Source organism: Enterovirga aerilata, assembly GCF_013044135.1.
In the GTDB taxonomy this organism is placed as follows: Bacteria; Pseudomonadota; Alphaproteobacteria; order Rhizobiales; family Beijerinckiaceae; genus Enterovirga; species Enterovirga aerilata.
Genome location: NZ_JABEPP010000006.1, coordinates 321,970 through 341,535 on the forward strand (window position 1 = coordinate 321,970; position 19,566 = coordinate 341,535).

The 19,566-nt window shown below is 70.7% G+C and carries 12 protein-coding genes; 5 read left to right on the plus strand and 7 right to left on the minus strand.

Annotated features, from left to right (window positions below):
• Positions 1–27 precede the first annotated feature (27 nt).
• The 3 genes from HJG44_RS21095 (at position 28) to HJG44_RS21105 (ending at position 3,979) form a co-directional block, all read left to right on the plus strand.
• The gene (locus tag HJG44_RS21095; protein WP_171220306.1) at positions 28–1,659 is read left to right on the plus strand and encodes a long-chain-fatty-acid--CoA ligase; all 1,632 of its coding nucleotides are present in this window, start codon (positions 28–30) and stop codon (positions 1,657–1,659) included.
• A gap of 26 nt (positions 1,660–1,685) precedes the next feature.
• Complete coding sequence (locus HJG44_RS21100; RefSeq protein WP_171220307.1) at positions 1,686–2,705, plus strand: NAD(P)-dependent oxidoreductase; 1,020 nt, start codon at positions 1,686–1,688, stop codon at positions 2,703–2,705.
• Between the two features lie 143 nt (positions 2,706–2,848).
• Positions 2,849–3,979 (plus strand): tlde1 domain-containing protein, encoded by a 1,131-nt coding sequence (locus HJG44_RS21105; RefSeq protein WP_246736393.1) that lies wholly within the window; start codon positions 2,849–2,851, stop codon positions 3,977–3,979.
• Here HJG44_RS21105 and HJG44_RS21110 read toward each other — a convergent pair whose 3' ends face one another.
• Together HJG44_RS21110 and HJG44_RS21115 are read right to left on the minus strand one after the other, a co-directional pair.
• On the minus strand, positions 3,980–4,201 hold the full coding sequence (locus HJG44_RS21110; RefSeq protein ID WP_171220308.1) for an LPXTG cell wall anchor domain-containing protein: 222 nt from the start codon (positions 4,199–4,201) through the stop codon (positions 3,980–3,982). It abuts the gene before it with no gap.
• 55 nt (positions 4,202–4,256) lie between these two features.
• Positions 4,257–5,168 (minus strand): MBL fold metallo-hydrolase, encoded by a 912-nt coding sequence (locus HJG44_RS21115; RefSeq protein WP_171220309.1) that lies wholly within the window; start codon positions 5,166–5,168, stop codon positions 4,257–4,259.
• Between the two features lie 60 nt (positions 5,169–5,228).
• On the opposite strand from HJG44_RS21115, the gene HJG44_RS21120 reads away from it, so the two are divergent.
• Positions 5,229–5,918 (plus strand): biotin transporter BioY, encoded by a 690-nt coding sequence (locus tag HJG44_RS21120; protein ID WP_246736394.1) that lies wholly within the window; start codon positions 5,229–5,231, stop codon positions 5,916–5,918.
• Positions 5,919–5,921: 3 nt separating this feature from the next.
• On the opposite strand, the gene HJG44_RS21125 is transcribed toward HJG44_RS21120, so the two are convergent.
• On the minus strand, positions 5,922–6,527 hold the full coding sequence (locus HJG44_RS21125; protein ID WP_171220310.1) for a DUF2939 domain-containing protein: 606 nt from the start codon (positions 6,525–6,527) through the stop codon (positions 5,922–5,924).
• 189 nt (positions 6,528–6,716) lie between these two features.
• Here HJG44_RS21125 and HJG44_RS21130 point away from each other — a divergent pair, with 189 nt between their 5' ends.
• Positions 6,717–7,682: a D-2-hydroxyacid dehydrogenase gene (locus tag HJG44_RS21130; protein ID WP_171220311.1), complete on the plus strand. Its 966-nt coding sequence runs from the start codon at positions 6,717–6,719 to the stop codon at positions 7,680–7,682.
• 285 nt (positions 7,683–7,967) lie between these two features.
• Here the strand turns inward: HJG44_RS21130 and HJG44_RS21135 are convergent, their stop codons facing one another.
• Genes HJG44_RS21135 through HJG44_RS21150 form a run of 4 tightly spaced genes read right to left on the minus strand, consistent with a single transcriptional unit; the run spans position 7,968 to position 19,277 of the window.
• The gene (locus tag HJG44_RS21135; protein ID WP_171220312.1) at positions 7,968–9,089 is read right to left on the minus strand and encodes a DegT/DnrJ/EryC1/StrS family aminotransferase; all 1,122 of its coding nucleotides are present in this window, start codon (positions 9,087–9,089) and stop codon (positions 7,968–7,970) included.
• 35 nt (positions 9,090–9,124) lie between these two features.
• The gene (locus HJG44_RS21140) at positions 9,125–10,480 is read right to left on the minus strand and encodes a nucleotide sugar dehydrogenase (RefSeq protein ID WP_171220313.1); all 1,356 of its coding nucleotides are present in this window, start codon (positions 10,478–10,480) and stop codon (positions 9,125–9,127) included.
• Positions 10,480–11,850, minus strand: coding sequence for an aminotransferase class I/II-fold pyridoxal phosphate-dependent enzyme (locus tag HJG44_RS21145; RefSeq protein WP_171220314.1), 1,371 nt, complete (start codon positions 11,848–11,850; stop codon positions 10,480–10,482). The genes HJG44_RS21140 and HJG44_RS21145 overlap by 1 nt, the downstream gene beginning before the upstream one ends.
• Positions 11,847–19,277: a type I polyketide synthase gene (locus HJG44_RS21150; protein WP_171220316.1), complete on the minus strand. Its 7,431-nt coding sequence runs from the start codon at positions 19,275–19,277 to the stop codon at positions 11,847–11,849. The genes HJG44_RS21145 and HJG44_RS21150 overlap by 4 nt, the downstream gene beginning before the upstream one ends.
• Positions 19,278–19,566 lie beyond the last annotated feature (289 nt).

The window sequence follows — 19,566 nt, forward strand, 5'->3', positions numbered from 1 at the left end:
CCGAGCGAGGGTCTGGGAGGAACATCGATGCGCGGCCTGATGCAGGACTGGCCACTGCTCATCCACAAGGTCATCGACTACGCGGCGAACGAGCACCCGAAGCGGCCGGTCGTCTCCCGCTCCGTCGAGGGGCCGATGCATCGCACCAACTATGCCGAGGTGCGCGAGCGCGCGCTCAAGGTTGCCAAGCGCCTGGAGATGGACGGCATCCGGCTCGGCGACCGCGTCGCGACGCTCGCCTGGAACACCTGGCGCCACCTCGAGACCTGGTACGGCATCACGGGCATCGGGGCGATCTACCACACGGTCAATCCGCGGCTCTTCGAGGACCAGATCGTCTTCATCATGAGCCATGCCGAGGACCGGCTCCTGTTCCTCGACCTCACCTTCGTGCCGCTGGTGGAGAAGATCGCCTCCCGCATCCCCTCCGTGGAGCGCTTCGTCGTCCTGACGGACGGCGCGCACATGCCCGAGACCTCGCTCCGCAACGCCGTCGCCTACGAGGACTGGCTCGCCGAGGCGGATTCCGACTTCGCCTGGCTCACCCTGGACGAGACCACCGCGGCCGGCCTCTGCTACACGTCCGGCACGACGGGCGAGCCGAAGGGCGTGCTCTACTCGCATCGCTCGAACGTGCTGCACGCGATGATGACCGTGATGCCGGACGCCTTCGGGCTGTCGACGCGCGACGTCGTCATGCCGGTCGTCCCGCTCTTCCACGCCAATAGCTGGTCGCTCGCCTTTGCGGCGCCGATGGCCGGGTCGAGCCTAGTCATGCCGGGCCCGAAGCTCGACGGCGCCTCGATCTACGAGATCCTGAATGCCGAGAAGGTGACCTTCACGGCCGCGGTGCCGACCATCTGGTTCTCGCTCCTCCAGCATCTCGACGCCCATGCCGGGCAGCTCCCGCACCTCACCCGCGTCGGCATCGGCGGCTCCGCCTGTCCGCGCGCCGTGATCGAGGCCTTCGAGAAGCGGTTCGGCGTGCAGGTGCTCCATGCCTGGGGCATGACGGAGATGAGCCCGGTCGGCTCCATCTGCTCCATCAAGCCGGACATCCAGACCGAGGACTACGACAGGCTCCTGGACGTGAAGGTCACCCAGGGCTACGCGCCCTTCGGCGTGGAGTGGAAGATCACCGACGACAACGGCAGGAAGCTGCCGCATGACGGCAAGACCTTCGGCCGGCTGAAGGTCCGGGGCACCGCCGTGGTGCGCCGCTATTTCCGCCGGGAGGACGAGGAGATCCTCGACGAGGAGGGCTTCTTCGACACGGGCGACGTCGCGACCCTGGACGAGAACGGCTACATGCGGATCACCGACCGCTCGAAGGACGTGATCAAGTCGGGCGGCGAGTGGATCTCCTCGATCGAGCTCGAGAACCTGGCGGTCGGCCATCCGGACGTCGCCGAGGCGGCCGTGATAGGCGTCCACCACCCGAAATGGGACGAGCGCCCGATCCTCATCCTCGTGCCGAAGCCCGGCCGCGAGCCGAAGAAGGAGGACGTGCTGGAGTTCCTGCGGCCGCGCATCGCGAAATGGTGGATGCCGGACGACGTCATTGTCGTGCCGGACATCCCGCACACCGCGACCGGCAAGATCCAGAAGACGGCGCTCCGCGACCGCTTCCGCGACTACCAGCTTCCCACCGTGGCGTAGGCCGGCCTCCGGACCGCGTGGGCAGGATGGGACCCGTCTTCCTCACCCACGCGCCGGAGATGCTCGACAAGTATTACGGCGAGCGCGCTCTCGCCGCCTTGCGCGGCCTCGCCGAGATTCGTCTCAATCCGACCGGGGCGGTCCTCGATGCGGCCGGCCTCGCCGAGCATGCGCGCGGCTGCCCCATCATCGTCTCCGACCGGCAGACGGCCGCTCCGGCCGCCTTTTTCGACAGCGCGCCCGACCTCGTCGCCTTCCTGCGCTGCGCGGTCGACATCCGCAACGTCGACCTGGAGGCCGCCAGCCGGAGCGGCGTGCTCGTCGCGCGCGCGACGCCCGGCTTCATGGCGGCGGTCGCCGAGATGGCGGTGGGCTACATGATCGACCTCGCCCGCGGGATCTCGCGTTCGGTCGGCGAATACCGGGCCGGGCGCGAGGCCGAGGCGCGCATGGGCCGTCAGCTCAAGGGCTCGACGCTGGGCCTGATCGGCTACGGCGCGATCTCGCAGGAGCTGGCCCCCGTCGCGGTCGCGCTCGGAATGAGGGTGCTCGTCAGCGACCCTTACAAGCACGTGGAAGGGCCGGGGCTGGTGCAGGTCGGCATGGAGGATCTGCTGGCGGCCTCCGATTTCGTGGTCTGCCTGGCGGTCGCGACTGCCGAGACCGAAAACCTGATGGACGAGGCCGCCTTCGCACGGATGAAGCGCGGTGCGTTCTTCCTGAACCTCGCGCGCGGCAACCTGGTCGACGAGGCCGCGCTCGAGAAGGCGCTCGAGTCCGGGCAGCTCGCCGGCGCGGCGCTCGATGTCGGCCGCGCGCCAGACCAGAAGCCCTCGCCCCGCCTGGCATGCCGGCCCGACGTGATCGCGACGCCCCATGTCGCCGGGCTGACGCCCGATGCCGTCGAGCACCAGGCCTTCGACACGGTGGAGCAGGTGAGGGCGCTGCTCGCGGGACGGATTCCCGCGGGCGCCGCCAATGCGGAGGCGGCGAGCCGACTCCCGCGCCTGCGGTCAGAAAAGTTCGACATCGGCGCTCCTCCTTAGGCGCCGATTAACCATGCCGTGGCTCAATGGGCGCAGGTGAACGGCAGACCGACCGAGCGGCGCTCACCCGGGCCAGCGTGCGAAGGCGCGTCCGGGGAAGCCGGACAGGGCTCCGCCGGGCACGCGTGCCAGAGTCGCGTCCCATGCTGCGTATTCACGCCTCCACCGTCGAAGCCGGCCAGCTTTCCTCCCATGCGCGCCCGCTCCGGGCCGCAGCTCTGACCACGGCCTTCGCCATTCCGTGCCTGTATGGCGTGACGATCGCGGTCGGCATGCTCTCGGCGCCGCCGGGGCCGAAATACGATCCCGAGACGACCGGCAGCATTCCGAAGCAGGCCTTCGCCGTCGATCCCAGCCTGCTGGATCCCACGCCGATGCTGGGGAAGGGGGCGGCCATGGCCTGGTCGAGCGCTCCGCTTGGCAGCGGATTGCTGCCTCCCCGCCCAGCCGCCGCGCCGGCGCTCGCCGCGCCCGCGAAGGCCGAGCCCGCATCCCGGCCTGCGCCAGCTCCGTCAGCGGCCAGCCCCGAGCCGATGCGCAGCTCGCATGCCGTTCCGTTGCCCGTTCCGCGCCCGGCCGATCTCACGCCGCGCGAGGCGGCCGCCTCCGTGGCTCGCGCGCCGTCCCGCGCCGCACCGCGCCGCATGCGGACCGCCGCCGTCCCGTCGCCGCAGCCTGACGACCGTTCCTGGTTCGAGAAGCTCTTCGATCTCAACGCGCCCGGCGCCCCGGGCGTGTCCTATGCGGCGCTGGATAGCCGGCCGGTCGAGGTCGCGCCCCGGGCCCGGCAGAGCCCGAGCCCGCTGCCGACGCCCGCTGGCGAGCCGGGAGTCGCCGTCTACGACATCTCGGCCCGAACCGTGACCCTTCCGAACGGGGAGCGCCTCGAGGCCCATTCCGGCCTGCGCGAGAAGATGGACGACCCGCGCTTCGTCCATGTCCGCATGAGGGGGGCCACGCCTCCCGGCACCTACGACCTGACCGAGCGCGAGGCGCCGTTCCACGGCGTGCGCGCCATCCGCCTGAACCCGGTCGGCGGCAGCGCGGCGATCTTCGGCCGCGCCGGGCTTCTCGCCCATACCTACCTGCTCGGGCCGAACGGCGATTCCAACGGCTGCGTGTCGCTGAAGGATTACGACCGCTTCCTTCAGGCCTTCCTCCGCGGCGAGATCCGGCGGCTCGTCGTCGTCGCCGGCAACCGTCAGGATTGGACACCGTCGGCGAAGCGCTTCGGCCGCTCCGACCGGGACGACCCGCGAGCGCGGGACGTTTGATCAGATCCTGCCCCTGCGCCGGCTGAAGTACCAGATCGCCGCCGCCACCACGATGACGGCCAGGATCACCCACCAGTAATCCCCGATGCCGGTCGCCGGCGCCGCCGTGCCCGCCGGCCCGGGCGCCGTGGGGGAGGTCGGCGCGGGCGTCGTGGTTTGGGCGAGCGCCTCGCCGGCCGCGAGCAGCGCGAGCACGAGAAACGCAAAGGGACGTGCGAACATCGGGCTATCCTCCGTGGAGGAAAGAACGATCGGGACGCCTTCGGGTTTCTCCCGGTCAGGCGGGACGGAACTCCCCGTCGAGCTGCGGCGGACCCTCGGTCCGAACCTTGCCCTGGCCGACGAGGTCCTCCAGATGCGCGAAGACGGATAGCCTGGCCGCCCCGAACAGGGCCGGGTTGAGCCCCTGATAGATGGCCCGCACGATCTCGGCCGTATTGCGGTCGCCGGCCAGGATGCGGTTCAGGATCGAGGCTTCGCGCTGCCGGCGATGGTGGATGAGCGCGCGGACGAAACGCTGCGGGTCGCGGACGGGCCCGCCATGGCCGGGCCAGTAGGTCGTCTCCGGCCGGGTGCGCAGCTTCTCGAGCGACGCCATGAAGTCCGACATCGAGCCGTCCGGCGGCGCGACGATCGTCGTCGACCAGCCCATGACGTGGTCCCCGGAGAGCAGCGCCTCTTCCTCGGCGAGCCGGAAGACGAGGTGGTTCGCCGTGTGGCCGGGCGTCTCGATCGCCTCCAGGGTCCAGCCCTCGCCTTGGACGATGTCGCCCTCCCGCATCTCGCGGTCCGGCCTGTAGGCGAGGTCGCCTGCGCCCTCCATCGAATCGGTCTCTCCCGCGGCCAGCTCGCGGGATCGCCGATGCGGCCCGCAGCCGAGGATCGGCGCGCCGGTCGCCTCCTGGAGCATCCGGGCTCCCGGCGAATGGTCGCGATGCGTATGCGTCACGGCGATGGCCGAGACCCGCTCGCCGGAGAGGCTCTCGATGATCCGCCCGACATGGCGCTCGTCGGCCGGCCCCGGATCGACCACCGCGACCTCGCCGCGGCCCACCAGATAGGTGCAGGTGCCCTTGAAGGTGAACGGCCCCGGATTGGCGGCCACGATCCGCCGCAGCAATGGGCTCACCTCGACCGCCCGTTCCGGCTCGGGTGCGAAGTCGAGGTCGAAGGAAAGCTCGTCTGCCATGTCCGCCTGGCTCGCAGCCCTCCAACAAGGGTGTTGAGGGGCGGGAGTACGGCCGTATAGATGCCCGAGGTCAGCCGACCAAATCTGCTCTGCCACCGCGAGGTCCAGTCCATGTCGGAGAGCGCCGCTCCCGTCCAAGCTCCTGCAACCAGCGTCGCCGCCCTTCTCTGGCCGAGCCGGTCCGGCCGCATCGGCGCCGTACGGGCCGTGCTGCTCGCCATAGCCGGCGCCTGCCTGCTCACGATCTCGGCCAAGGTGCAGGTGCCCGGGCCCGTCCCGATGACGCTGCAGACGCTGGCCGTGCTTGGCCTCGGCGCGGCTCTCGGGCTGCGCCTCGCGGTCGCGTCCGTCGGGCTCTACCTGCTCCAGGGTGCGCTCGGGCTGCCCGTCTTCGCCAACACCCCGCCGCTCGCGCCCGGTCTCGCCTATTTCGCGGGCCCGACGGGCGGCTTCCTGGCGGGCTTCCTGCTCTCGGCCGCGATCGTGGGCGCCGCGGCCGATCGCGGGCTCATGCGCCGCCCCGGCACCTTCGCCGTGGTGCTCGCGGGTGCGAATGCGGCCCTGCTCGCCTGCGGCTGGGTCTGGCTTGCGCTTGCCGCAACGGTCGGGACCGGTTCGGGCGTCGGTTTCGGGCGCGCTTTCGCGCTGGGCGTCCAGCCCTTCCTCCTCGGCGAGGCGATCAAGGTCGCGCTGGCCGCGCTCGCCTTCCCGCTCGTCTACCGGGCGCTCGCCCACCTCGTGCGTCGCTGACCCTCATCGGCGCCTCCGCTCCGCGTGGAGCCGCACCAGCTCGTCGAGGAGGCGCTGCCGCGCCTCCGCCGAGATGTCGAAGGAGACGAGCCGCCACTTGAGGCGGCTGAACCTGAGCTGGAGCCTTCCCTCCGCGTTCCGGCCGGCTCCCGGCGGAATGCTGAAATAGACATTGCGGAAGCCGCGCCAGCGGGAGCTCCTGACGAGCTCGGCCGCGGTCCTCAGGCCATCCAGGTTCGGGTCCGGCCGCGCGGCGATCCGTACCGGCTCCGTGCGGTCCGGCCCCATGTCGTGGAGGAGCCCGAGGAGGCCCTCGGGGGTGACGATGCGTTCCAGCAGCGGATCGGCCGCGACCGCGACGCTGCCGGCGGCGAGATTCGCGTCCGACGCGCCGAGCGCCTGGGCGAGCGGCCGATACGACATGCCCGCGGCAACGACCTGGCGGGCAAGGGACGCGCGCAATGCGCGGAAGTTCACCCGGTCGGCGATGTCGCCGACGTTGCGAGCCTCGATCGCACGCGCCAGATCGAGCAGCGCCCAGTAGGGCGACGCGACATAGAGCGTCCAGGCAAGGAGAAGCGCGAGCGCGCTTCCGATGAACCAGCGCATGAGCCTCGCGAGTCTCTCGGCCTCCAGGCGGCCGCGCAGGGCGGCGGGGCCTCGTGGGCCGGGGGTGCATCCGTCTTAAACCAGCCCGGCTTCCCGTCTCAACCTCGGCCGGCTTCCCCTTGCGAAGCCTGCGCGCGCCCGGGATAGAGCGGCGGTGGAGCGGAACAGATCCGCCAGGGAGGGCGCAGGATGGGGGACAGCGGCAAGACCGGACGGGCGATCTGCTTCGCGCACCCCGCCTATCGGCTCGCCGAGGCCTATCCGGCTGAGCCCGGCGACCGCGTGATCGTGGCCCGGAACGCAGAGGAGCTAAAGGCGGCCCTGGCCGAAGCCGAGGTGCTCGTCGTCTCGGGCCTTTGGCGGAACGAATACGCCGCCGAGGCGTCGAGGCTTCGCTTCATCCAGTCCGTCAGCGCCGGGACGGACCAGTTCTCGCGCGACGTTCTGAAAGGGCGGGGCATCCGGCTTGCGAGCGCGCAGGGCGCGAACGAGCGGGTCGTGGCCGAGCACGCGATGGCGCTGATCCTCGGCCTCACGCGCCATCTCGGCCTGGCCCGCGACAGCCAGCGTGAGCGGCGCTGGACGGGGATGATCTCGGACCCGCTCGCACGCCAGGACGAGCTCGGCGGCAAGACGCTCGTCATCGTCGGGCTGGGGCGGATCGGGACACGGCTCGCCAGGCTCGCCCGCGCCTTCGACCTCCATGTGATCGGGGTGCGCCGCAGCCCGCGCACGAGGGACGACATCGCCGACGAGGTGATCCCGCCCGACCGGCTGGTCGAGATGCTCCCCCGGGCCGATCTCGTGGCGCTCACCTGCCCGCTCACGCCCGAGACGGAGCGGCTCGTCCGGGCCGAACATTTCGCGGCCATGAAGCCCTCCGCCTACCTGATCAACGTCGCCCGCGGCAGGGTCGTAGACGAGCCGGCGCTGATCGAGGCGCTTGCCGCGGGGCGGATCGCCGGGGCCGGGCTCGACTGCTTCGTCGAGGAGCCTCTGCCGCCGGATTCGCCACTCTGGGGCTTCTCGAACGTCCTGGTCACGCCGCACAGCGCCGGCGAGACGAGCCGGTACGAGGCGAACGTGATCGCGATCCTGACCGAGAATCTCGGCCGGCTCGCACGAGGCGAGGAGTTGCGGAACGCGATCGTGTGAGACCCGCTAACCCGGCCTTAACCATGACGGCGGCAGGTAGGATCGCACGATCCCAGGATCGCCGTCTCCCGAGATCGCAGGAGAACGGGATCACAGGATCCTGTTCCAGCCGAACCCGCCAACGGAGACGGGCGCTCCGGCTCTGCGAGGGTGGAAGTCGCCGGAGGGAGGAGCGGAAGAGGGCGAGAGTGGCGGGACGCGGCCGAACGGCAGCGTCGGATCGCGGCGGACGGGCCAAGATGCTCATCCGATGCATGAGTCAATCACCGCAAGTATCTGACATGCCTATGGGAGGAGCTCTCTCACAGCCTGGATGATCCGGTCCTGGACCTCGTCGTCGAGATAGGGATGCATGGGCAGCGAGATCACCTCGCCCGACACCTTATCCGACACGGGCAAGCCGTTGCCTGCGCATGGATAATGACGATAGGCAGTCTGCCTGTGAAGCGGCTTGGGATAGTAGATCGCGGTCGGGATGCCGCGCTCGCGCAGCGCCGGGCCGAGCGCGTCGCGCCTCTCCGGTGCCACCCGGATCGTGTACTGCGCCCAGGTCGAGACGATTCCGTCCTGCACGACGGGCACGACGGCGACATCGCCCAGCCCCTCGGCATAGCGGGCGGCGATGTCGTTGCGGCTGACGATCTCCTCCTCGAAGATCTTCAGCTTCTCCAGCAGCACGGCCGCCTGGATCGTATCCAGCCGCCCGTTCATGCCGATGCGGACATTGTCATATTTGTCAATACCTTGGCCGTGATTCCGGATCGACCGCAGGATCGCCGCGAGGTCGTCGTCGTCGGTGAAGATGGCTCCGCCGTCGCCGTAGCAGCCGAGCGGTTTGGCCGGAAAGAAGCTGGTGGTGGTCGCAAGTCCGAACGTGCCGAGCTTTCGCCCCTTGTAGCTGCCGCCGAAGCTCTGGGCGGTGTCGCAGAGAACCCAGAGCTTCTCGCGCTCGCAGATCGGCAGGATCGCGTCGTAGTCGATGGCGGCCCCGAAGAGATCGACCGGGATCACGCCGACGGCGTTCAGCTTCAGCTCCCGGGCGGTGCGGATCGCGGCTTCGAGGCTCGCCGGCTCCATGTTGAAGGTGTCCTCGTGGATGTCGACGAAGACCGGCGTGGCGCCGAGCCAGGCGACGACCTCGGCCGTCGCCGCGAAGGTGAAGCTCGGGCAGAGGATCGCGTCGCCCGGCTTCACGCCCTTGGCCATCAGGACCATCGCGAGCGCGTCGGTGCCGTTGCCGCAGGTGATGACGTGGCGCGCGCCGCAGAACGACGAGAGCGCGTCCTCCAGACGGCCGACCTCCGGTCCCATGATGTACTGGCCGTGGTTCACGACGCGCAGGATCGCCTCGTCCACGAGCGGGCCGAGCCGGCGGCGCTGGGCGCCAAGATCGATGAACGGAAGCATGTAAGGCCTTGATCCAGAATGATGTCTCTGCGGGCTCACGCCTTCACGACGGCCGCGCCTGAAAGTCCGAGGCGTCCGAAGACGTTGCGCGTGTCGACGACCAGCCGGGCATGGCCCGCCACCAGCTTGTAATCGACCGCGTCATGGTCCGTCACCACGAGGACGGCGTCCTGGAACCGGACGACATCCGCCGAGAGATCGAGCGAGCGCCGGCCGGTGAGACGCGGGTGGTCGCGGGTCGGCCGGATCTCCGGGATCCAGGGATCATGGTATCCCACGATCACACCCCGGGCCTCGAGCAGCTCGATCAGCCGCAGGCCGGGGCTTTCGCGCTGGTCGTCGACGTTCTTCTTGTAGGCCACGCCGAGGATGAGGATTCTGGCGCCGTTCAGCCCGCGCCCGCGCTGCCGATCGAGCGCCGCCGCGAGGCGCTCGACGACATATCCCGGCATGCTCGCATTCACCTCGCCGGCGAGCTCGATGAAGCGGGTCGAGATCTCGTGCTCGCGCGCCTTCCAGGTGAGATAGAAGGGGTCGATCGGGATGCAGTGCCCGCCGAGCCCCGGGCCGGGATAGAAGGGCATGAAGCCGAAGGGCTTCGACTTCGCGGCCTCGATCACCTCCCAGATGTCGATCCCCATCGCCGCGTAGACGACCTTGAGCTCGTTCATGAGCGCGATGTTGACCGAGCGGAAGATGTTCTCGGTAAGCTTCACGGCCTCCGCCGTCTCGGGCGAGGAGACCGGGACGACCTGCGGCACGATCTCGCCGTAGAGGGCGGCGGCCATGGCGAGCGCCTCCGGCCCGTCCCCGCCGACCACGCGCGGGATCGCGGCGGTGCCGAACTCGGCGTTCCCGGGATCCTCCCGCTCCGGCGAATAGGCCAGGAAGAAGTCCTTCCCGGAGCGCAGTCCCGAACTCTCCAGGATCGGCCGCATCACGTCGCGGGTCGTTCCCGGATAGGTCGTGGATTCGAGCACCACGAGCTGGCCGGCCCGAAGGCGGGGCGCGATCGCCCCCGCGGTCCCCTCGATGAAGGAGAGGTCGGGCTCGCGATGCCTGCCGAGCGGCGTCGGCACGCAGACCAGGATGGCGTCGACCTCGCCCAAGCGGTCGAAATCGGCCGTCGCCGCGAACAGGCCCCGGCCCACGATCGCCGCGATCGCGGCGGGCTCGATCTGCCGGATATAGGAGCCGCCCGCATTGAGCTGGGCGACCTTGGCCGGATCGATGTCGAAGCCGAGCACCCGGAAGCCCGCCTGACAGGCCGCGCGGGCAAGCGGCAGCCCGACATAGCCGAGCCCGATGATGCCGATGCGGGCTTCCTTCGCGCGGGCACGGGCGATGAAGGCCTCGGCTGCCGGCGAGGCCGCGACGGGCTCCCCGGTCATCAGCCGAAGGACTTGGCGAGGTTCTGCAGGACCTCGGTCGTGCCGGCGAGCCCGGCGATCTCTTCGGCCGTGACCCGCGCCGCCTCCTCGATCTGCTCGGGCGTATGTTCGGACGTGATGAAGAAGCGCAGCCGCGCCAGTCGCTCGGGCACCGCCGGGTGCAGGATCGGCATCACGTTGAAGCCGCGCTCCGAGAGGCGGTTCGACAGCATCGCGGCCTTGAGCGACTCGCCCAGGATGACGGGCGCGATGGCGGTACCGGCCGCCGTGCCGGTATCCAGGCCGTGCCGCTTGGCGGTCTCGACGAAGAGCCTGCCGTTGCGGTGCAGCCGCTCGACGCGCTCGGGCTCGCGCAGCATGATCTCGAGCGCCTTGCGGGAGGCGGCCGCCACCGGCGGGGAGAGGCCGACGGAGAACACGAAGGCTCCGACGCTGGTCTTGATGTATTCGACCAGCGCGGCCGAGCCCGCGATGTAGCCGCCGGCCCCGGACAGGGTCTTCGACAGCGTCCCCATCCAGATGTCGACCTCGTTCGGGTCGATGCCGGTCTCCTCCCAGATGCCGAGGCCGCGCTTGCCCAGAACCCCGAGCGAATGCGCCTCGTCCATCATCAGCCAGGCGCCGAACCGCTTCTTCAGGTCGACGAGGCGGGCGAGATCCGGCCAGTCGCCGTCCATGCTGTAGAGGCCCTCGGCGACGATGAGCACGCGATGGTACTGCCGGCGCTGCGCGATCAGGAGCTTCTCCAGCGCGTCGAGGTCGTTGTGGGGGAAGGAGCGCCGCTGCGCGCCCGAGAGCTGCGCCCCGACCACGATCGAGTTGTGGATGAGCTCGTCATGGACGATGAGGTCCTTCGGGCCGACGAGCTGGCCGATGACGCCGACATTCGTCGCGTGGCCGCTGACTAGGACGACGCAGTCCTCGGCCCGGTAGACCTCAGCCAGCGCCCGCTCGAGCTCGCGGTGGATCGGACGCTCGCCGGCGACGAGCCGGCTCGCGGAGGCCGAGGTGCCGTAGCGCTCGATCGCCGCCTTGGCGGCGTCCTGCACCTCGAGATGGCCGTTCAGCCCGAGATAGTCGTAGGACGAGAAGTTCGACAGGACGCGGTTGCCGATCAGCGTCTCGGCGCCGGCCCGACGCTCGTGCACGCGGAAGAACGGGTTCTCGAGCCCGATCATGGACGCGAAGGCGCTCTGGGTCTGAAGCTCCTTGAAGCCCGGCAGGGTCGTGAAGTCGGTCGCGCCTTCCGGGGCGGCGATCGACACGGGTCCGACCCGCGGCGCCGGCGCGCTCGCCCGGCGCCGGCTCACATGGGCGAAGAGGGCCTCCCGGTCCTCCGCCGAGAGGCCGCCACCCTGGTCCTCCGTCACTGCAGCAAGCCTCTCCTAGACTGCGCGTCCGCTTGGACCACCTCCAGCACGGGGGCGACGACGCTAATGTCCACCTCCGCGCCGGCGTGGCGGTCATAGAGCGCCTGCGTGACGCGCGCCTCGTCGTCCGGCGCGCCGGAATGGACGGAGGCGATGATGGTCTCGGCAAGGCCGGGCACCGTCAGCGCCCCGACCGAACCGCTCGGCGGCGAGCTCAGCTCGAACCGGTCCTGCAGGCCGGTCGCGAGCTCGATTGCCATGAGCGAATCGAGGCCGATCTCGGACAGGCGCTTGCCGAGCGCGACATCCTGCCTGGGGACCCGCAGCACGGCCGCGATCTCCTCGACGATGACGTCGATCACCTGCTTTCGGACCTTGTCCGGGTCCTGCGAACCCACGAGCGCGCGCAGGTCGATCGACTGCCGCTCGCTCGACTCGATCGCCCCGCCCTCGCGCACCAGCGCCGCGAAGGTCGGCGAGGCAAGGGCCGGCAGGCGCCGGGCCGCCGACCAGTCCAGCGAGCCGACGGCCATCACGGCCTCGTTCACGTTCCGCGGGTCGCGGGCGAGCGCCTGCGCCATGAGGTCGAGCGCCTCGCGGGCCGGCATCGCCTTCACGCCGACGCGCTTGGCGAGCGACTCGGCGAGCCCCTTCTGGCGCGCGAGCACGCCGACATCCGCAATGGCGCCCCAAGCGAAGGCGGTGGCCGGCAGGCCTTCGCGGCGGCGCCGCCGCGCCACGCCTTCGAGATAGCCGTTCGCGGCCACGTAGGCCGCCTGGCCCGGGTTCCCGACGAAGGTCGTGATGGAAGAGAACAGGACGAAATAGTCGAGCTGGTCCTCGCGCGTGAGGCGGTCGAGGTGCCCGACGCCGGTCACCTTCGGGTTAAGCACGTTTGCGAACTGCTCCTCGGTCATGTTCGCGATGAGGCTGTCCTCCAGCACCATCGCGGCATGCATGACGCCCGCGAGCGGCGGCATGTCGGCCCGGATCTGCTTCAGCAGCGACCGGACGCTCTTCTCGTCGGAGACGTCGCAGGCGACGGGACGCACGTCGACGCCGCGGGCCTGGAGTTCGGCCACGACGGCCTGCGCCTCCGGCGTCGCCGCGCCGTTCCGGCCGGTGAGCACGAGGTGCTTCACCCCGCGATCCGCCAGCCAGCGCGCGGTCTCCAGGCCGAAGCCGCCGAAGCCGCCCGTGAGGAGATGGGTGCGGGCGGGATCGAACCGGAACTCCGTCTCGAGCGGCATCCGGACCGGCTCCGCCGGCGGCCGCAGCACGATCTTTCCGATATGTCCGGATTGCTGCATGAGCCGGAACGCGTCCACCGTCTCGCCCGCGGGATAGACCCGGTAGGGCAGGGGCTTGAAGCTCCCCGCCTCGAAAAGCTCGATGATCTCGCCGAATATCTCCGAGGCCCGGTCGCGGTCGGAGAGGAGCTGGTCCACGTCCACGCCGAAATAGGAGAGGTTGCGGCGGAACGGGCGCAGCCCGATCCGGGTATTGGCGACGTAGTCGCGCTTGCCGAGCTCGATGAAGCGCCCGAAGGGCTTCAGCACGGCGAGGCCGCGTTCCATCGCCTCGCCCGCCAGGCTGTTCAGCACGATGCCGACGCCGTCCGGGCAGATGTCCCGGATCTCGTCGGCGAAGGCGGAGGAGCGGGAGTTGAGCACGTGCTCGACGCCGAGCGACCGGAGAAGCTCCCGCTTCTCGCGCGAGCCGGCGGTGGCGATGATCTTCGCCCCGCGATGCTGCGCGATCTGGACGGCCGCAAGGCCGACGCCGCCGGCCGCGCCGTGGATCAGCACCCACTCGTCCCGGCGCATGCCGGCCAGGGTCACGAGCGCGTAATAGGCCGTGAGGAAGGCCACCGGGATGGTCGCCGCCGCCTCCGTCTCGACCCCCTCCGGGATCTTGGCCACGACGTTCTGCGGCACGGCCGCGACGGTCGCGAAGGCGGAGGGGGCGAACGCGATCACCCGGTCGCCGGCCTTGAAGCGCGTCACGCCTTCGCCGACCCGGATGACCGTGCCCGCGCATTCGAGGCCGAGCGTCGGGCCGGCGAAGCCGTCCTCCAGGATATCGTCCGGCAGGAGCGACATGGCCCACATCACGTCGCGGAAGTTGAGGCCGGTCGCCTCGACGGCGATCTCGACCTCGCCGGGGCCCGCGGAGGGCCGCTCGATCCCGACCCAGGCGAGCCCGGCGAGGCCGCCGGCCTGGCCGCGCTCCAGCCGCGCCGCCCCGGCCTCCGGGCCGGCGCCGCTCTCCGGCAGCGCCTCGACGCGGAGCACCCGCACGCCGTCGGGCTCGACGACGAAGTCGGTCTCGGTCTGCTCTCCCGCCATCAGGCTGCGGACCGCCTCGGCGACGGCATCGGGCGAGACCTCCGAGGATGCCGAGACCCGGCGGACGGCGACGTTCGGCGTCTCGTTGGCCAGCGTGCGCGCAAAGGACTGGAGCGCGACGGTGACCGGATCGGCGAAGGCCACCCCCGGCACCGCCGAGATGGAGAGGACCCAGAGCTCCGCCTTGTCCTGAGCGGCCGCCTCGGCACAGGCCTTCAGCTCCAGGCACAGCTCCTGGACGAGATCGGCCTCCCGGCCGTTCCGCGCCGGATCGGCGACGAAGAGGACCGTATCGGTGTTCGCGGCCGGGGACGCGACCGCGGCGCCCGGCAGGCGCAGATCGACCTTGTGGCCGTCCATCGCGAGGAGCGCGTCGAGCCGCTCCGCCAGGTCGCGGCCGAAGCTCAGGCGCGTCGGCTCGATCCGGATGTTGCGCTCCGGCACGGCCGGGGCCGCATGGGCGCGCGGCGGCTCGGCAAGGAGCAGGATCGCCGTCTCGCGCCCGAGCTCGACCGCCGTGGCGGTCACCTCCGCGAATCCGCTCGCCTGGAGCGTCGAGGTCCAGCCGTCCTCGCTCTGGAGCGGGCTCACCGGGAACTCGGCCGAGAGCTCGGTGTCGAACCAGCCGGGATTCATGCCGAGCGTGAGGTCGCGGAACTGCGACGGCAGCGGCTCGATCGCGGCGAGCAGCCCGCCCGGCGCGATCGCCTCGCGCAGCTTGGCGAGCGCGGCCCCGCTCACGCGGTGCAGCCGCTCGGCGGCGAGCGCGACGTCGAACGCCTCCTGCCCGAGCTCATCGGCGTTCTCGACGAGAGCGAGCGCGTGGCCGCCGCCCAGCGCCAGCCGGGCGCGCTCCAGCCGGCGCGGATCGGGTTCGAAGATCGTCAGCCGGATGCGGTCCTCGTCCGCGAGCCGCTTCAGGGCATGGGAGAGCGGGCCATAGCCGATCTGGAGCACGTTCCGCGCCCGGCCGTCCTGCTCCAGCAGCCTCGCCGCGTCCGCGAGCCTTTCCAGCACCTCGCTCGCGCGCCGCACGGAGGCGCCGCCGAGCTCGAAGCCGTCGATGGTCGCGCCTGCGGGCGAGAGGGAGGCGTCGGGGCCGAGCTCACCCGTCTCGATCGTCGCGCCGATCGCGGCGGCGAGCAGCATCTCCGCGGAGCGGTTCGGGTTCTCGGCGACCAGCGTCCGGAGAACGAGCGCCGGATCGGGGAGCTTGGCGGCTTCCGCCAGCGTCCAGCCGTCTTCGGTCGGGGTCGCGAGCCCGCTGAGCTCGAGCGAGTGGAGGATCGCGGCGAGCCAGGCCGCCGCCTCGGCGGGGTAGGCGGCGAGATTCTCGCGGGTGATCCGGAGTGAGGGGCCGACGCGGCGCGCGATCTCGTAGGAGGCGGAGGTCGCCCAGCCCTCGAGGAGAAGCTGCTCCTGGCTCTCGCCGGCTGCATCGCCCATCGCCAGCCCGAGCTGCGCGGCCGCATCGAGCACAGCCTGGCGCTCCGCGCCCGCACCTTTCCGGCCCAGCACCTTGCTGTCGGCCGGGACCGCGTTCATCAGCAGCGCGCGTTCGGGGAGCATCGCCCCGCGCTGCACGCGCGCCGCCTGGAAGCGGACCTCGCTCAACGCTCCGATCGGCGCGCCCTGGCCGTCGAACAGGGTGAACTCGGAGAGGATCGAGCGCTCGCCGGCGCGCGTGACCTCGATGAGCGCCTTGGCGGGCAGCGCACCCGGCCGGGCCAGGCGGATATGGCCGAAGCGGACCGGCAGATAGGCGGTGCCGCGCCGCTCGGCTCCGAGGCCGGAGAACAGCGCGAAGAGGCCATGGAAGCAGGCGTCGAGCCGGGCCGGGTCGAGGCGGTAGTCCCCATGGGGGGCGGAGGGCTCGAGATCGACGACGATCGCCTTGTCGCCGACGCGGGTGACCGACTTCAGGAGGCGGAATTCGGGCCCGTAATGCAGCCCGACCGCCTCCGCGGCGGCGTAGATCGCATCCGCTCCGATCCTCTCCCCGGTCTCGGCCGGCAGCGACCTGCGGATCGGCTCCTCCTCGCCGCGCGTGATGCGGGCCACGGCATGGAGCTGCCAGCCGGAGCGCGACAGGCGGGCGCGGCTCAGGATCTCGACCGTGTTGGTGTTCGGCGAGAGGCGCGCCTTGACCTCCTTGGCGCGGTCGCGCTCGAGCTGGAGCGGGACGGATATGTCGAGGTCGAGCACGGCGGCGGTGTCGGTCTCGAACCAGTCGCGCGCGACCGAGAGCGCGATCTCGATGAAGGCCGCCGCCGGCAGGATCGCCTGGCCGCCCACGACATGGTCGCCGAGCTCCGGCAGCTGGGCCGTGTCGAGCAGGCCGGTCCATTCGGTGCCGTCATGCGTGACGCGCCCGCCGATCAGCCGGTGCCAGCGCGTGTCGAGCGTGAAGCCGACGGCCTCGGGCGAGGGCTGGACGTGGAAATCCCGGCGCTGCCAGGGATAGAGCGGCAGCTCGACGGCTCCCGCGGGTTCCGGGCCGAAGAGCTTGGTCAGCTCGACGGCGGCCCCCTTCACGAATGCATTGATCGCGGCCGGGCGGATCGGGTCCGCATGCTCCGGCTCGTCCTTCTTCTCCAGGACGCCGAGGGCCGAGAAGGGCAGGGAGGTCGGCTCGAGCGTCTCGTTGATGTTGGAGAGGAGGACGCTGCGCGGCCCGATCTCCATGAAGATGCGGGCGCCGTTGCGCGCCGCGAGCTCGACCGCCGGCGCGAACCGGACCGGCTCGCGCACGTTGCGCCACCAGTATTCCGCGTCGAGCGCGGCGCCGGCGACGATCTCGCCGCCGACCGTCGAGATGAAGGGGATCTTGGCCTCGCGGCCGCGGATGCCCTCCAGGTCGCGCAGCAGCGGCTCGCGCACGCAATCGATCAGCGCGCAGTGGAACGGGTAGTCGAGGTCGAGCTGGCGATAGGCCATGCGCCGCTTGCGGGCGGCCTGGCCGAGCTTCTTGAGGGATTCGGTCGGGCCGGCGAGCGTGAAGGTGCGCGGCGAGTTGTAGGCCGCGATCTCGACGCCCTCGAACTCGGCGGCGATCGCCTCCACCTGCTCCAGGGACCCGACGATGACGCCCATGCGGCCGGTGTCGCGCGCGAGCTCCTGGTGCGCGCTGCGGGCGTGGATGACGCGCACCGCGTCCTTGAGCGAGAGCGCGCCGGCCACCGCCGCCGCCGCGATCTCGCCGACGGAATGGCCGAGCACCACCGACGGCGTGACGCCCTGCGCGGCGAGCGCCCGGGCCGTCGCGATCTGGACGGAGAAGATGAGCGGCTGCGCCACGTGGGTCAGCGGCAGGCGCTGCTCGAGGTCGCTCGCGAAGAGCGCCTCCGTCACCGACCAGCCGAACTGGGCGTCGAAGAGCGAATCGACCTCGTCCAGCCCCTCGCGGAAGTGCCGGTTCGTCGCATAGGCGGCGCGGCCCATGCCGGGCCATTGCCCGCCATTGCCGGAGAACACGAAGGCGACCGGGCCGTCCGCCTCGGTCACGGTGCCCCAGGTCGCGCCGGCGACCTCGTCCTCCTTGTCCGCGATGCGCTCGAGCTTGCGGGCGAGATCGCGCGGGGAGCGCCACTCGACGACCATGCGCTCGCCAAGAAGCTCGCGGCGGTGGACGGCGGCGGCCGCGATCTCCTGCGCCTCGTCGAGCGAGGCCGAGGCGAGGCGGGCCGAGTAGTCGCGCGCGAGGTCGAGAATTGCCGCGCGGCTCGCCCCCGTGATGGCGAAGCGGTCCGTCCCCCCGGTATAGCGCTTCGCGCGGGCCGGGAAGCGCGGCGGGTCGCTGATGATGGCGTGCGCATTGGTGCCGCCGAACCCGAAGGAGTTGATGCCCGCAAAGCGCGGCTCGTCCGTGCGGGCGAGCCGGGTCGGCTCCGTCGCGACCTTGAGGTTCAGCTCGTCGAAGGGGATCTCGGGATTCGGCTCGCTGAAATGGATGGAGGGCGGCAGGAGGTCGTGCTCGAGCGCGAGCATCGCCTTCAGCATGCCGGCGAGGCCCGAGGCCGGCTCGAGATGCCCGATATTCGTCTTGATGGAGCCGACCGGGAGGGGGGCCGGGCGACCCTTGCCCAGAACCTCGCCGATCGTGAAGGCCTCGATCGGGTCGCCGACGCGCGTGCCGGTCCCGTGCGCCTCCACGAAGGCCATCTGCGCCGGCCCGATGCCGGATTCGCCGTAGAGCTGCCGGAGCAGCTTGCCCTGGGAGTAGCGCGACGGCAGCGCGATTCCGTTCGTCCGCCCGTCAGAGTTCACGCCCGAATTGGCGATCCGGGCATACATCCGCGAATCGTCCGCGCGCGCCCGCTCGGCCGTCTGCAGCACGAGCACCACCGCGCCTTCGGCCCGGACATAGCCGTTCGCCTTGGCGTCGAAGGTCTGGCACAGCCCCGTCGGCGAGAGCATCGAGGCCTGGGAGAACACGATGAACCCGAACGGGCTCATGAGCAGGTTGATGCCCCCGACGATCGCCGTGTCGATCCGGCCGCTCTGCAGCGCCTGCATGGCCTCGTGCAGCGCGACGAGCGACGAGGAGCAGGCTGTGTCGACCGTGAAGCTCGGGCCCTGGAAGTCGAAGGCGTGCGAGATGCGGTTGGAGATGATGGAGATCGCCCCGCCGGTCGCCGTATAGGCGTCCCCGCCCGCCATGTCCGTGTTGCGGATGACGGTGTATTCGGGCGACGAGGCGCCCACGAAGACGCCGACGTCGCGTCCGGCGAGCTTCGAGCGGGGGATGCCGGCATCCTCCAGCGCCTCCCAGGTCAGTTCCAGCAGCAGCCGCTGCTGCGGGTCCATCTGCTCGGCCTCGCGCGGCGAGATGCCGAAGACGGCGGGATCGAAGCTCCAGAAATCGTCGAGCACGCCGGCAGCCCAGGTATAGGCCTTGCCCGGCTCCTTCGGCCGCGGGTGGCCGTGCTTCTGCTTCGACCAGCGGTCGTCCGGGATTTCCGTGACGGAGCAGCGGCCTTCCAGCAGATTCGACCAAAGCTGAGCGACAGACGAAGCGCCGGGAAGCCGGCAAGACCTGCCGACGACCACGACGTCCTGGCGCTGCTCTGTCCTTCGCACGAACCGGACTCCGAATATAATTCTTCTGAGACAGAAGATGTGTCTTAGACGGGCCGGGTAGCTGCTTCAACGTCCCGGCCCGTACGGGGCACTCTGAACACGAGAGGTGGCGCGAAAAGCCCACAGCTCGGGGCCCGCCGCTCCGCATCGTCCCGAATGTCCGCGCCGACCGGCAGCGTCGGACCGCCACATCCGACCATGCCGCGCCAAGCCGTGACGTAGAGGGACGGCGTGAGGACGGCGGAATATGCGGGAGGGGGCGGGGTTTACTGCATGCCGGGAAAAAGGC